This is a genomic window from Pseudomonas sp. Irchel s3h14 (assembly GCF_900187425.1).
In the GTDB taxonomy this organism is placed as follows: domain Bacteria; phylum Pseudomonadota; class Gammaproteobacteria; order Pseudomonadales; family Pseudomonadaceae; genus Aquipseudomonas.
In genome coordinates this window covers 295,991-310,055 of the sequence record NZ_FYDJ01000005.1, presented here as the reverse complement: position 1 = coordinate 310,055, position 14,065 = coordinate 295,991, and the positions used below count along the sequence as shown (strand labels likewise).

Below are 14,065 nucleotides of genomic sequence, written 5' to 3'. Positions count from 1 at the left end.
CGATGATCGTTCCCACGCTCTGCGTGGGAATGCCTCCCCGGACGCTCCGCGTCCGCTTCGGCTGGGACGCGGAGCGTCCCTGGCTGCGTTCCCACGCAGAGCGTGGGAACGATCAGGGTAAGGCTTACTTCTTCAGGTCTTCGGCGCCTTGCAGCGGTTCATCACCCAGCAGCAGATCCTTGTCATGGCTGACCTGTTCTTCTTCGAACATGCGCCAGGTCTTGTCATCCTGCACGCCCAGCAGTTCTACAAAACGGCGACCGTCGACCTTATCGTTCAACTGGCCAATGTAGCGGCCCTGTTCGGTTTCGCTGCGTGCCAGGGTGATCTTGCGATCCTTCTCCGGCTGGGTCGGCGAGATCAGGTTCAGCTCCAGGGTTTTGGGTTGGCTGTTGCCGCTCAGACGCAGGTCGACTTCGCCGGTCACGCCGTCCAGATGCACGCTGGCGCGCAGCAGCAGGGTCTGCGCCAGCAATTCACGGTCGAGGGAGCGGTTGATGCCTTTGCCGGCCTCGTAATAGTTGTCGTTGACCAGGTTGTCCGGGTTGTTCACCGCGATCGTCACCATGGACAAGGTCAGGGTCACGGAACACGCCAGGATGGCGATGATGATCCACGGCCAAAGGTGCTTGTACCAGGGGCTTGCGGCAGTTGCTGTGGGCATGATCACTTCTCTCAACGAACTTGTGGGCCGATGAACCGGCTCTTGGCTTCAATGTGGACGCTGTCGTCATCGGCATCCTTGAGGATGAATTTCACCTCGTTGGTGCTCGATGGCAGTTTTTCCGGTGCGCTGGACAGTTCGACCGGCTGGCTGAAAATTTCCCCGGCGGCGACCTTGATCTCGCGCTTGCCTTGCAGCTTGAGGTCCGGCAGGCCAGCGGCTTCGAGCACGTAGGTGTGGTCGCGCTGATCCTTGTTCATGATCTTCAGGCTGTAGACGTTTTCGATCCGGCCTTCGGCGTTCTCGCGGTACAGCACGCGGTCCTTGCTGACGTCGAAACCGACCAGCGAACGCATGAAGAACGCGGTCATCAGCAAGGCGATCATCGCCAGCAGCACCGTGGCATAGCCAATCAGGCGCGGGCGCAGTTTATTGGTTTTTTGCCCGGACAGGTTGTGCTCGGTGGTGTAGCTGATCAGGCCGCGCGGGTAATCCATCTTGTCCATGATGCTGTCGCAGGCATCGATGCAGGCCGCACAGCCGATGCATTCGACTTGCAGGCCGTCGCGGATGTCGATACCGGTCGGGCAGACCTGGACGCACATGGTGCAGTCGATGCAGTCGCCCAGGCCCATGGCCTTGTAGTCGGCGCCTTTCTTGCGCGGGCCGCGGCCTTCACCACGACGCGGGTCGTAGGAAACGATCAGGGTGTCTTTATCGAACATCACGCTCTGGAAGCGCGCGTACGGGCACATGTAAATGCACACCTGCTCGCGCAACCAGCCGGCATTGCCGTAGGTGGCGAGGGTGAAGAAACCGACCCAGAAATACGACCAGCCGTCGGCTTCGCCGGTGAAGAAGTCGATGGTCAGTTCGCGGATCGGCGAGAAGTAACCGACGAAGGTCATGCCGGTCACAAAACCGATCAACAGCCACATCGTGTGTTTGCTGAATTTGCGCAGGAATTTGTTGGCGCTCATGGGAGCTTTGTCGAGCTTGATGCGCTGGTTGCGGTCGCCTTCGGTGACCTTCTCGCACCACATGAAAATCCAGGTCCAGACACTCTGCGGGCAGGTATAGCCGCACCAGACCCGTCCGGCGTACACGGTAATGAAGAACAGGCCGAAGGCGCTGACGATCAAGATCCCCGAGAGCAGGATGAAGTCCTGAGGCCAGAAGGTTGCGCCAAAGATGAAGAATTTGCGTTCCGGCAGGTTCCACCAGACGGCCTGATGGCCGCCCCAGCTCAGCCAGACCGTACCGAAATACAACAGAAACAGCCCGGCACCGCCCATCATCCGCAGGTTGCGGAACAGGCCGGTGAAGGCGCGGGTGTAGATTTTTTCTCGAGAGGCGTAGAGGTCGACGCTGTTGTTCGCGTTCTTGGCAGGGGTGACGTCGTGTACCGGAATCTGGTTGCTCATCATTGCATCCCACGGCAGTGGAAAAATGCCTCGGTCAGTACATGCCGACCGCGGTCAAAAATAGGTGTTGCAGTGGCGCAATGATACGCCTGTCGCTCTAGCTCAAGGGTGCGACCTTTGGTCGCGTTGGGGAAAATTCGTGGATGGTGTAGCAAATGTAACAAATCGTGATACAGATCAATTGACTTGTTCAGTATGGACGGTTTTTCGCGCCCTGCCTTCCAACACACTATCCGTCTGTTGCGGTGAGCCTGAGGGCATGCTGGCGATTCAATGACTGTTATGAGTTTTTTTAATCTTCGTATTGTTATTATTGGAGTGCTTGCATAAGGGAACTTGTGGGTGTTTCTGTAGATGCGTTAGTTGTTGGTTGGAAATATAGTTAATTGATTGTCGGGTGTTGGGTGTTTGTGTGTGTTCGAGGTTTGTTATATGTTCGTGTTCAGGCAAGATGCCTGTCGCTCTATTATCAATGTTAGATGGAAATGGAATTCTATGAACTTATCAAATTCTGGCAGTTTGCTGGCGTGTCTGGCCTTTGCTGTCACGACCCCTTTTGCGCATTCGGCACCCACAACTGTATCTCCGATGGATATGGTCTTTACCTCCGATCCGCAATATCCGTGGACTGAGAAAACCGATGCCGGTGAAACCCAGACCGACTCGTATCGGGATTCGCGCTCTAAGTGGCTGATCGAAACCCAATATAATGACATTGCCAGTTTCAGGCAGAACTTCGGCGGCGCCGCGCAGGTGCCGGTGATGATCAACGGCGATATCACTGCCTATGGCCATGGCTGGCAGCGCTCGGTGGTCAAGCCGATTCTGGACAGTAAACTGCTCGGCCTGTATGACTATGGCCTGGGTAATCACGACTATGAGAATAATGTCGATGATTGCCTTTTTAATAATTGTGCCGCAGGGAGTGTTGAGGACTTTCTGGCACGCTATACCGGTAAAGATGGCAGGGCCGACAGCATTGATGTTCAACTGGCGGAGGAGGGTAGCGTAAAGAAAAGGGTGTCTGGCAGTCTGGCTTACTCCAGGAATTTTGGAGATGTTCATATGGTGCAGCTAAATAATGAGCCTACTTACTCGGTTAGCTTCACCGCTTATGACTGGCTTGTACCGAAGAGCTATCACCTGACGGACGCACTTGACTGGCTGGAACAGGATTTGAAGGGCGCCCGTGAAAAAGGCCAGATCATTATTCTGAATATGCATAAACCCAAGTGGGATGGCAGTGACCAGCAATTGAGTCGCTTCAGTAAGATGATCAAGGATTACAAGGTGACTGCGGTGTTTGCCGGGCACTTCCACTGGTTTAGTGGCCAATACAGAAGCGCCTCCAGCGAGTTTGGTGACGTGCCATTGTTCCTGAGTGGGGCGGCTTCGCAACAGACGTACCTGATTGCGAGCTTCTCCAGGGAAAGGGACAAGTTGATGATCTACCGCGTGACGGGCAATAACTGGCCGAGTCGCAAGCTTGAGTCGACCATTGCGGTTCAGCGCTAAGTCGCACAGATCCTGAAACCAGAACGGCCCCGCCAATTCTCACTGGCGGGGCCGTTTGTTGTTGTGGTCAAGCGTTTGCCTTACTCGGCGTCGGCAGCTTTCTCACCGTGGGAGAGGCTGTAGACGTAAGCGGCCAGCAGGTGAACCTTGTCGTTGCCTTGCAGCTGTTCTTGAGCAGGCATCTGGCCCTGACGGCCGTAACGGATGGTCTGCTGCAGTTGAGCGAAGCTCGAACCGTAGATGAAGCCGGCCGGGTGGGTCAGGTCAGGGGCGCCCATGGCTGGGGTGCCTTTGCCTGCTGGACCGTGGCACACCACGCAGTTGGCAGCGAAGAGCTTTTGACCGGCAGCCGGGTCGGCCTTCGCGTCTTCTGGCAGTTTGCGGCCATGCAGGTTGGTCACGACGAATGCAGCAACGTCACGAATGCCCTGGTCCTTCAGTTGATCCCACGCCGGCATCACGGCATGACGACCGCCCATGATGGTGGTCTTGATGGTTTGTGCATCGCCGCCCCAGCGCCAGTCGGCGTCGGTCAGGTTAGGGAAACCATAAGCGCCCTTGGCATCGGAACCGTGGCAGACCGAGCAGTTGGAGGCGAACAGGCGGCCACCCATCTTCAGGGCTTGCGGGTCCTTGGCGACTTCTTCAATCGGCATGGAAGCGAACTTGGCGAAGATCGGGCCGAACTTGGCGTCCGACTTGGCCATTTCCTTTTCCCACTCGTGAACGCCGGTCCAGCCGCTCTGGCCGTTGGCGAACGCGGTCTGCTTTTCGTTATCGAGGTAGTTGTAACCCGGCAGCAGGCCTTTCCAATTGCCCAGGCCCGGGTACAGCACCAGGTAGCCCAGGGCGAAGATGATGGTGCCCACGAACAGCATGAACCACCATTTTGGCAGTGGGTTGTCGTACTCCTCGATCCCGTCGAAGGAGTGGCCAACCGTTTCTTCGGTGGCTTCGCTGCGCTGGCCCTTGCGGGTGGACAGCAGCAGCCAGGTCAGGGCGAAGATCGTGCCGAGACTGAGGACTGTGACGTACAGACTCCAGAACGTAGTCATTCTTTGTTACTCCTAGAAGCTTGCTCGACGTGCTTGATGGCTTCGGGATCATCCGCGAAAGGCAGCAAGGTCGCGTCTTCAAACTCCGACTTGCGCTTGGGACTGAATACCCACAACGCCAGACCGATGAAGGCCACCATCACAACAACGGTGCCCAGGCCACGAATCATCCCGATATCCATCTAAATCACCGTTTGCTTTTGATGATGGTGCCCAGGCCTTGCAGATAGGCCACCAGCGCGTCCATTTCGGTTTTGCCCTTCACAGCATCCTTGGCGCCGGCGATGTCTTCGTCGGTGTAAGGGACGCCGAGCGTGCGCAAGACTTCCATTTTCTTGGCGGTGTCTTTGCCGTCGAGCTTGTTTTCCACGAGGAACGGGTAGGCCGGCATTTTCGACTCAGGCACCACGTTGCGCGGGTTGTACAAATGCGCACGCTGCCAGTCATCGGAGTAACGACCGCCAACACGGGCCAGGTCCGGACCGGTGCGCTTGGAACCCCACAGGAACGGGTGGTCCCAAACGCTTTCACCGGCGACCGAGTAGTGGCCATAACGTTCGGTTTCAGCACGGAACGGGCGGATCATCTGCGAGTGGCAGCCGACACAACCGTTGGCGATGTAGATGTCGCGGCCTTCCAGTTCAAGGGCGGTACGAGGCTTCATGCCTTCGACCGGCTTGTTGGTGACGTCCTGGAAAAACAGCGGAACGATCTGGGTCAGGCCGCCGATGCTGACGGCGATAACCATGAAGAAGGCCAGCAGGCCAATGTTCTTCTCGACTGCTTCATGCTTCATCAGTGAGCTCCAACTACAGCAATCTGTTCAGCAGCTTTGGCTTCAGCCGGGTTCGAGGCACGTACGGTACGCCATACGTTGTAGGCCATGAACAGCATGCCGCTGGCGAAGAACGCACCGCCTAGGGCGCGAACGATGAAACCAGGATGGCTGGCTTGCAGCGCTTCAACGAACGAGTAGGTGAGGGTGCCATCGTCGTTGATTGCACGCCACATCAGACCCTGGGTGATGCCGTTGACCCACATCGAAGCGATGTACAGAACGGTACCGATGGTCGCGAGCCAGAAGTGCGTGTTGATCAGGCCGATGCTGTGCATCTGCACACGACCGAACAGTTTCGGGATCATGTGGTAGATCGCGCCGATCGAGATCATCGCTACCCAGCCCAAGGCACCGGCGTGTACGTGGCCGATGGTCCAGTCAGTGTAGTGAGACAGCGAGTTGACGGTCTTGATGGCCATCATCGGGCCTTCGAAGGTCGACATGCCGTAGAAGGCCAGCGACACAACGAGGAAGCGCAGGATCGGGTCGGTGCGCAGCTTATGCCAGGCGCCCGACAGGGTCATCATGCCGTTGATCATGCCGCCCCAGCTTGGTGCCAGCAGGATGATCGACATCGCCATGCCCAGCGACTGAGCCCAGTCCGGCAGCGCGGTGTAGTGCAGGTGGTGCGGACCGGCCCAGATGTACAGGGTGATCAGCGCCCAGAAGTGCACGATCGACAGACGATAGGAGTAGATCGGACGCTCGGCCTGCTTCGGAACGAAGTAGTACATCATCCCCAGGAAGCCAGTGGTCAGGAAGAAACCCACCGCGTTGTGGCCGTACCACCACTGGATCATCGCGTCAGTCGCACCGGCGTAGGCCGAGTAGGACTTGAAGAAACTGACCGGCAGGGAAGCGTGGTTGACGATGTGCAGCATCGCCGTCACAACGATGAAGGCACCGTAGAACCAGTTGCCCACATAGATGTGCTTGGTTTTGCGCTTGGTAATGGTGCCGAAGAACACCAGACCGTAAGTAACCCAGACGATGGCCAGCAGAATAGCCAGGGGCCATTCCAGTTCCGCGTATTCCTTGGTGGTGGTGTAACCCAGCGGCAAGGTAACGATCGCGCCGACGATCACCGCTTGCCAACCCCAGAAGGTGAAGGCGGCGAGGCTGTCGGAAATCAGTCGCGTTTGGCAGGTTCGCTGCACGACGTAATAAGAAGTGGCAAACAGAGCACAACCACCGAAGGCGAAAATCACCAGGTTGGTGTGCAACGGGCGTAAGCGTCCAAAAGTCGTCCACGGCAGACCGAAGTTCAATTCCGGCCATACAAGCTGTGAGGCGATGAAGACACCAAGCCCCATGCCAAGGATCCCCCAGACCACCGTCATGATGGCGAACTGGCGGACTACCTTATAGTTATAAGCAGTCGGACTGATTGCTGTGCTCATTCTAAGGTTCCACGGTTTGGGTGTTTTATTAGGAGTAAAAATCGGCCGCAAGTATGGAGAAAGCGGGGGGTCATTGCAACGCGCCATGACCTGGGTCAATGCTTTCAAAAGCTGATTCTGCGGCCTTTCCATGCGCCGCGTAGGGACAAAATTGCCCAAGGGCAAAATGTCGCAGCAGACGAAAATGGTGAGGGGGTCAGGTCGGATGTAACGGGGTGTGTTCAAACACAACGATCGGGTGACAGATGGCAATTGGCACGACAGCCGGTATCTACCAGCCTTTGCGGCCTGTCATCGAGCAGATTCGTCGAACACATCGGGTTGGGTCGACCTGGAACCGGCTCATGCCAGTCCGCACCGGGGGAAGCTTAGCCCCGAATCTGGGGAACCGAAAGGAGGACCAACGGAGGGGTGCGACAATGGGTCGCAAAGGGGCAGGGAACTGCCGCATCCGGGAGAATGCGGCAGCAGAGCGGTCGAGATTTATTCGTGTTTGCCTTCAGCCTGCAAACGCTCGGTGCTCAACCCATGAGACAAGCTGTAAACGTAAGCGGCCAGCAGTTGCACCTTGTCGTTGCCGAGCAGTTCGTTCTGCGCCGGCATATGGCCCTGGCGGCCATGACGAATAGTCTGTTGCAGTTGCGCCAGGCTTGTACCGTAGATAAAGCCGGCCGGTTGCGTCAGATTCGGCGCACCCATGGCTTCAGTGCCCTGGCCGTTTGCCCCATGACAAGCTACGCACATCGTGCTGAACGCTTGCTGTCCGGCGTGCAGGTCGGCACCGCTGTCGGCAGGCAACGGCAGGCCGGCCAAGTCATGGCGCACATAGGCCGCGACGTTCTTCACCCCGGCATCACCAAGGATCTCACCCCAGGCCGGCATTGCGGCCATGCGGCCACCCATGATCGTGGTTTTGATGGTGTCGGCGTTGCCGCCCCAGCGCCAGCTGTTGTCGGCCAGGTTGGGGAAGCCAAAGGCGCCCTTGGCATCCGAGCCGTGGCAGACCGCACAATTGGAGGCAAACAGGCGACCGCCCATTTTCAACGCCAGTGGGTCCGTCGCCACTTCTTCCACGGGCATCGCCGCGAATTTGGCGAAGATCGGGCCGAACTTCGCATCGGCCTTGTTCATCTCCTTTTCCCACTCGTGGACGCCGGTCCAGCCGTCCTCGTAACCCGGCAGAATGCCTTTCCAGTTGCCCAGGCCGGGGTAAAGCACCAGATAGCCCACGGCAAACACCAGCGTGCCGGCGAACAGCATGAACCACCACTGCGGCAGCGGGTTGTCGTACTCCTCGATGCCGTCGAAGCTGTGGCCCATGGTCTGGTCGACGCTGCCCTTGGTTTCGCCCTTGCGGGTGCCGATCAGCAGCCAGGTCAGGCCGATCAGGCTGCCGATGGTCAGTACGCAGATCCACGTACTCCAGAAGGTGGTCATGGCCGGGTACTCCTTGTTTCAGGTTCTTGGGTGGCGTCATCGGATAGGGGTTCATCGGCGAACGGCAGCAAACGCGCTTCGGCGAATTCCGGATTGCGCTTGCGGTTGAACACCCACAGCGTCAGGCCGACGAAGGCCACGAACACCACGACCGTGCCCAGGCCGCGGATCATTCCACTGCTCATTACGCTTACGATTTCAAAGGGCATGGACATGGCTCACCTCTTGCTCTTGATGGATGTGCCCAGCACTTGCAGGTAAGCGACCAGCGCGTCCATTTCGGTCTTGCCCTTGAGCGAGGCGACTGAGCCGGCGATGTCGTCGTCGGTGTACGGCACGCCGAGGGTGCGCATCGCCTTGATCTTGGTTTCGGTGTGGCTGCTGTCGAGTTGATTGGCCACCAGCCACGGATAACCGGGCATTTTCGATTCCGGCACCACGTTGCGCGGGTTGTACAAGTGCGCGCGGTGCCAGTCTTCGGAGTAGCGACCGCCGACCCGGGCGAGGTCCGGACCGGTACGTTTCGAGCCCCACAGGAACGGGTGATCCCAGACGCTTTCACCGGCCACCGAGTAGTGGCCGTAGCGTTCGGTCTCGGCGCGGAACGGACGGATCATCTGCGAATGGCAGCCGACGCAGCCTTCGCGGATGTAGATGTCGCGACCTTCCAGTTGCAGCGCGGTGTAGGGCTTCATGCCTTCCACCGGTTTATTGGTCACGTCCTGGAAGAACAGCGGGACGATCTGGGTCAGACCGCCGATGCTCACGGCCAGCACCATCAGCAACATCAGCAGGCCGACGTTTTTCTCGATTGTTTCGTGTTTCATGGCGGCCTCCTCAGGCGATCTGCGCGGCAGCGGCGGCTTCGGCAGGCTGCGAGGCCCGCACGGTGCGCCAGGTGTTGTAGGCCATCAGCAACATGCCACTGAAGAAGATCGCACCGCCTACCAGGCGCACGACGAAGCCTGGGTGGCTGGCCACCAGGGTTTCGACGAAGGAGTAGGTCAGCGTGCCGTCTTCATTGACTGCGCGCCACATCAGGCCTTGGGCGATGCCGTTGACCCACATCGAAGCGATGTACAGCACGGTGCCGATGGTCGCCAGCCAGAAGTGCGCGTTGATCAGGCCGATGCTGTGCATCTGCGTGCGGCCGAAGATTTTCGGGATCATGTGGTACAGCGCGCCGATGGAGATCATCGCGACCCAACCGAGGGCGCCGGCGTGAACGTGGCCGATGGTCCAGTCGGTGTAGTGGGAGAGGGCGTTGACCGTTTTGATGGCCATCATCGGCCCTTCGAAGGTCGACATGCCGTAGAACGCCAGCGAGACCACGAGGAAGCGCAGGATCGGGTCGCTGCGCAACTTATGCCAGGCGCCCGAGAGCGTCATCATACCGTTGATCATCCCGCCCCAGCTCGGTGCCAGCAGGATCAGTGACATCACCATGCCCAGCGACTGCGCCCAGTCCGGCAGCGCGGTGTAGTGCAAGTGGTGCGGGCCGGCCCAGATGTACAGGGTGATCAGCGCCCAGAAGTGCACGATCGACAAGCGATAGGAATACACCGGACGCTCGGCCTGTTTCGGCACGAAGTAGTACATCATCCCGAGGAAACCGGCGGTCAGGAAAAAGCCTACGGCGTTATGTCCGTACCACCACTGAACCATGGCATCGGTCGCACCGGCGTACACCGAGTAGGACTTGGTGAAACTCACCGGCAGCTCAAGGTTGTTGACGATGTGCAGAATCGCCACGGTGATGATGAACCCGCCGAAGAACCAGTTGCCGACGTAGATGTGCTTGGTCTTGCGCTGCATGATCGTGCCGAAGAACACGACGGCGTAGGCCACCCAGACAATGGTGATCAGGATGTCGATCGGCCATTCCAGCTCGGCATATTCCTTGGAACTGGTGTAACCCAGCGGCAGGCTGATGGCCGCCAACAGAATCACCAGTTGCCAGCCCCAGAAGCAGAACGCGGCGATTTTCGGCGCGAACAATCGGGTCTGGCAGGTGCGCTGCACCGAATAGAACGAACTGGCGAACAGGGCGCAACCGCCAAAGGCGAAGATCACTGCGTTGGTGTGCAACGGGCGCAGGCGCCCGAAGCTGGTCCACGGCAGATTGAAGTTGAGTTCAGGCCAGACCAATTGAGCCGCGAGAAAAACCCCGAGCCCCATACCGACGATGCCCCACACCACCGTCATAATGGCGAATTGGCGGACCACCTTGTAGTTGTAGGCGGTACTGATAGAAGTGTTCATGGTTCCCCATCCACGGTTCAGGCGAAGTGAAGGCCTGCCTTTGCGAGTAAGCCGCACGGCAGACGCTTCCTTCGCCTGGAGTTATAGGCAGACTAAAAGCGAGGCAAGCATGGACAAAGAGCACAAGGCCAGTATTGACGGGGATCAATGGGCGCGGTGTGTGCAGGATCACGGATGGTTGTGGAATGCCGCCTCAGCGCCGGCATCGGCGACGTTGATTCTCGCCCATGGCGCCGGTGCGCCGATGGACAGCGGCTGGATGAACGACATGGCTGCGCGCCTTGCTGCATCTGGGGTCAACGTGTTGCGCTTCGAGTTTCCGTACATGGCGCAACGACGTGTTGATGGCGGCAAACGTCCACCGAACCCGGCCCCGAAACTGCTCGAGTGCTGGCGTGAGGTGTATGCCGTGGTGCGACGCCATGTCGCTGGACGTCTGGCCATTGGTGGCAAGTCCATGGGCGGGCGGATGGCCAGTCTTTTGGCGGATGAACTGGAGGTCGATGCGTTGGTATGCCTCGGTTATCCGTTTTATGCGGTCGGTAAACCGGAGAAGCCTCGGGTTGAGCATTTGGCCGCGCTCAAGACACCGACGTTAATCGTGCAAGGTGAGCGGGATACGCTGGGGAATCGTGAAGCGGTCGAGGCTTACACGTTGGCGCCGAGTATCGAGGTGTTCTGGCTGGTCGCGGGGGATCATGACTTGAAGCCGTTGAAGGCTTCGGGGTTTACCCATGAGCAGCATTTGGCGGCTGCGGCAAAGAAGGTGGCTGATTTCCTTCGCTAAGTGATCGTTCCCACGCTCCGCGTGGGAATGCCTCAACGGACGCTCTGCGTCCGCTTCTGGGACGCGGAGCGTCCCGGGCTGCATTCCCACGCGGAGCGTGGGAACGATCAGGCGATGAGGCGATCAGTCGAGGGACGATCAGCGGTTAAACCGCTCCACCAACGAATACTGAGTATTCGCCGTCTTCGTCAGCTCTTCACTCAACAGTGCCGAGTGTTGCGCCTGTTCCGAGGTCTGATCCGCCAGGTGCGAGATGTTGCTGATATTGCGGCTAATTTCTTCGGCCACTGCACTTTGCTCTTCAGTCGCCGCAGCGATCTGGGTGGTCATGTCGGTGATGTTGGCCACCGCTTCGCTGATCCCCACCAGTGCCTGATCCGCTTCCAGAACCCGCGCCACACCTTCTTCGGCCTGGCGATGGCCAGCCTCCATGGTTTGCACCGCCGTGCTGGCGGTTTGCTGGAGCTTGGCGATCAGGGCGTGGATCTGCCCGGTGGATTCGCTGGTGCGCTGCGCCAGTTGGCGAACTTCGTCGGCGACCACCGCAAAGCCACGACCCATCTCACCGGCACGGGCCGCTTCGATAGCAGCGTTCAAGGCCAGCAGGTTGGTCTGGTCGGCGATGCCTTTGATCACATCGACCACGCCACCGATTTCGTCGCTGTCCTTGGCCAGTTGGGTCACGGTCAGACCGGTTTCACCGACCACCACCGACAGGCGCTGGATGGCTTCGCGGGTTTCCCCGGCGATATCGCGGCCGCGACCGGTCAGGCGATTGGCTTCTTGAGTCGCATCGGCCGTGCGCTGCACGTGGCTGGCGACTTCCTGAGTGGTGGCGGCCATCTGGTTGACGGCAGTGGCTACTTGCTCGGTTTCGACGCGTTGGCGTTCCAGACCGTTGGAGCTGTTATGCGCCAGGGTGTCGGACTGTTTCGCTTGGTCGCTCAGGTGCTCGGCAGTGTCCTGCAGACGGGTCAGGCAGGTTTTCAGGCGGGCTTCCTGACTCAGGATCGACATTTCCAGTCGCGCCTGAGCGCCACGGCTGTCGGTGTACATCTGCGCGATCAGCGGGTCGGACGTGGTCTGTTCGGCCAGACGTAGCAGGCGCTTGAGGCCGCGCTGTTGCCAGCTCAAACCCAACAGGCCCAATGGCACCGACAGGCCGGCGGCCAACGCAAAACCCCATTGGGAATTGAGCGACGCACCGATCATGAAGCTCAGCTGGCTGACCAGAATGAACGGCAGCCAGTCCTGCAGCACCGGTAGCCATTTGTCCGTTGAAGGAATCGCCGACTTGCCCTGGTTGATGCGTTGGTAGAGCGCTTCGGCACGGCGGATCTGCTCGGCGGTGGGTTTGACCCGCACCGATTCGTAACCGACCACCTGATTGCCTTCGAAAACCGGCGTGACATAGGCGTTAACCCAGTAGTGATCACCGGTCTTGCAGCGGTTCTTGACAATGCCCATCCATGGCAAGCCTTGTTTCAGTGTGCCCCACATGTGCGCGAATACCGCGGCCGGGACGTCAGGGTGACGGACCAGGTTATGCGGCGCACGGATCAGTTCCTCACGAGAATACCCGCTGATCTCGACGAAAGCGTCGTTGCAGTAGGTGATCACGCCCTTGGCATCGGTGGTGGAAATCAACCGTTGCTGAGCCGGGAAGGTCCGTTCGCGTTGTGTAATAGGCTGGTTGTTACGCATGGCTTTTTCAATCCGCAAGGCTTTGACAGGGTGTCGGCAAGATCGGGAATTTATTGAAATAATTTTTCAATAATCAGTGGTTCGTCGCAAAACGACCATTGCGTCACCCGGCAAGCATCGGATAGGTGAACAGGCCGAAATGCAGCAGGTTCAGGCCGAAATGGGTGGCGATGGCCGCACCCAAGCCACCAAAACGGTAGGCCAGACCATAGCCGACACCCGCCAGGCTCGCCAGTAACACCCATTGCCAGCCGGCGCCCACATGCACCAGGCCGAACAGCAGCGAGGCGAGGAGCAGGGCGAGGTTTTCACCGTAGGGCAGGTTTTTGAAGCACCGGGTCAGACCGCCCTGGATGTAGCCGCGAAAGAGTGCTTCCTCGACCAGCGTCACCAGCAGCAGGTTGTTCAGCGTCCATAACCAGGCTTGATCGGGCCACTTCGGTGCCCAACTGATCACGCCCAACAACAACGCGCCACCCAAGGCCAGCACGGCGCTGATCGTCAGGGCCATGGCGGTGGCATAGATCGACAGCCGAAGCGAACGCCTGCCGACAATCCATGGACAGACCAACAACAGCCAGAAGCCGATCAGGGGTTTGTCCAGATTCAGGTACATGGGAAACGGCACGGCATCGTCGGTGAATCGCTGAGGGTCGATGGCGCGACCGTTGTAGAAGCCGGGAAGCCAGTGCATCGCCAGTGCCAGGGCCATGAAGATGAACAGGCCGTGGCCGAGGTAGTGGCCGATCCGGATCTGCTGTTGGCGAACCGCAAAACCGGCGGTCAGCAGCAACGCGATGGAAATCCCGGCGAGCCCGCCGAGGTGGCCATAGGTCAGGGCCAGGCCGTAGCCAGTAGAAAGAAGGGCCAGGTAGATCCATGGCAGGGCAATCATGTGAAGTCCTTGGTCTTTTGGTCAGCCGATAATCTGTAGCAGCTGCCGAAGGCTGCGTTCGGCTGCGTAGCAGTCGCAAATCAG

14 protein-coding genes are annotated in these 14,065 nt (G+C 58.9%); 2 read left to right on the top strand and 12 right to left on the bottom strand.

Annotated features, from left to right (window positions below):
- Positions 1 to 124: 124 nt before the first annotated feature.
- Positions 125 to 664 carry a FixH family protein gene (locus CKW16_RS13060; RefSeq protein WP_095128768.1) on the bottom strand — a complete coding sequence of 180 codons (540 nt, stop codon included), beginning with the start codon at positions 662 to 664 and terminating at the stop codon, positions 125 to 127.
- Between the two features lie 11 nt (positions 665 to 675).
- Positions 676 to 2,088 (bottom strand): cytochrome c oxidase accessory protein CcoG, encoded by a 1,413-nt coding sequence (gene ccoG / locus CKW16_RS13055; RefSeq protein WP_056744262.1) that lies wholly within the window; start codon positions 2,086 to 2,088, stop codon positions 676 to 678.
- A gap of 495 nt (positions 2,089 to 2,583) precedes the next feature.
- On the opposite strand from ccoG, the gene CKW16_RS13050 reads away from it, so the two are divergent.
- A complete protein-coding gene (locus CKW16_RS13050) occupies positions 2,584 to 3,603 on the top strand; it encodes a metallophosphoesterase (protein WP_095128767.1) in 1,020 nt (339 codons plus the stop codon).
- 80 nt (positions 3,604 to 3,683) lie between these two features.
- On the opposite strand, the gene ccoP (CKW16_RS13045) is transcribed toward CKW16_RS13050, so the two are convergent.
- The 8 genes from ccoP (CKW16_RS13045) to ccoN (CKW16_RS13010) form a co-directional block, all read right to left on the bottom strand.
- The gene (gene ccoP / locus CKW16_RS13045) at positions 3,684 to 4,658 is read right to left on the bottom strand and encodes a cytochrome-c oxidase, cbb3-type subunit III (RefSeq protein WP_095128766.1); all 975 of its coding nucleotides are present in this window, start codon (positions 4,656 to 4,658) and stop codon (positions 3,684 to 3,686) included.
- Positions 4,655 to 4,840, bottom strand: a complete 186-nt coding sequence (locus CKW16_RS13040; protein ID WP_003175465.1) for a CcoQ/FixQ family Cbb3-type cytochrome c oxidase assembly chaperone — start codon at positions 4,838 to 4,840, stop codon at positions 4,655 to 4,657. The genes ccoP (CKW16_RS13045) and CKW16_RS13040 overlap by 4 nt, the downstream gene beginning before the upstream one ends.
- A 5-nt stretch (positions 4,841 to 4,845) precedes the next feature.
- Complete coding sequence (gene ccoO / locus CKW16_RS13035) at positions 4,846 to 5,454, bottom strand: cytochrome-c oxidase, cbb3-type subunit II (RefSeq protein WP_018925301.1); 609 nt, start codon at positions 5,452 to 5,454, stop codon at positions 4,846 to 4,848.
- The gene (gene ccoN, locus CKW16_RS13030) at positions 5,454 to 6,896 is read right to left on the bottom strand and encodes a cytochrome-c oxidase, cbb3-type subunit I (RefSeq protein ID WP_008157290.1); all 1,443 of its coding nucleotides are present in this window, start codon (positions 6,894 to 6,896) and stop codon (positions 5,454 to 5,456) included. Before ccoN (CKW16_RS13030) ends, ccoO (CKW16_RS13035) begins: the two co-directional genes overlap by 1 nt.
- 483 nt (positions 6,897 to 7,379) lie before the next feature.
- Complete coding sequence (ccoP, locus tag CKW16_RS13025) at positions 7,380 to 8,333, bottom strand: cytochrome-c oxidase, cbb3-type subunit III (protein WP_095128765.1); 954 nt, start codon at positions 8,331 to 8,333, stop codon at positions 7,380 to 7,382.
- Complete coding sequence (locus CKW16_RS13020; RefSeq protein WP_095128837.1) at positions 8,330 to 8,530, bottom strand: cbb3-type cytochrome c oxidase subunit 3; 201 nt, start codon at positions 8,528 to 8,530, stop codon at positions 8,330 to 8,332. Before CKW16_RS13020 ends, ccoP (CKW16_RS13025) begins: the two co-directional genes overlap by 4 nt.
- 21 nt (positions 8,531 to 8,551) lie before the next feature.
- Positions 8,552 to 9,160, bottom strand: coding sequence for a cytochrome-c oxidase, cbb3-type subunit II (ccoO, locus tag CKW16_RS13015; protein WP_008157297.1), 609 nt, complete (start codon positions 9,158 to 9,160; stop codon positions 8,552 to 8,554).
- 10 nt (positions 9,161 to 9,170) lie between these two features.
- A complete protein-coding gene (ccoN, locus tag CKW16_RS13010; protein ID WP_095128764.1) occupies positions 9,171 to 10,595 on the bottom strand; it encodes a cytochrome-c oxidase, cbb3-type subunit I in 1,425 nt (474 codons plus the stop codon).
- Between the two features lie 109 nt (positions 10,596 to 10,704).
- Between ccoN (CKW16_RS13010) and CKW16_RS13005 the strand changes: the two genes are divergently transcribed.
- Positions 10,705 to 11,382 carry an alpha/beta family hydrolase gene (locus CKW16_RS13005; protein WP_095128763.1) on the top strand — a complete coding sequence of 226 codons (678 nt, stop codon included), beginning with the start codon at positions 10,705 to 10,707 and terminating at the stop codon, positions 11,380 to 11,382.
- A 138-nt stretch (positions 11,383 to 11,520) separates the two neighbouring features.
- Here the strand turns inward: CKW16_RS13005 and CKW16_RS13000 are convergent, their stop codons facing one another.
- Positions 11,521 to 13,086, bottom strand: coding sequence for a PAS domain-containing methyl-accepting chemotaxis protein (locus CKW16_RS13000; RefSeq protein WP_095128762.1), 1,566 nt, complete (start codon positions 13,084 to 13,086; stop codon positions 11,521 to 11,523).
- 103 nt (positions 13,087 to 13,189) lie between these two features.
- A complete protein-coding gene (locus CKW16_RS12995; protein ID WP_095128761.1) occupies positions 13,190 to 13,981 on the bottom strand; it encodes a CPBP family intramembrane glutamic endopeptidase in 792 nt (263 codons plus the stop codon).
- Positions 13,982 to 14,065: the final 84 nt, after the last annotated feature.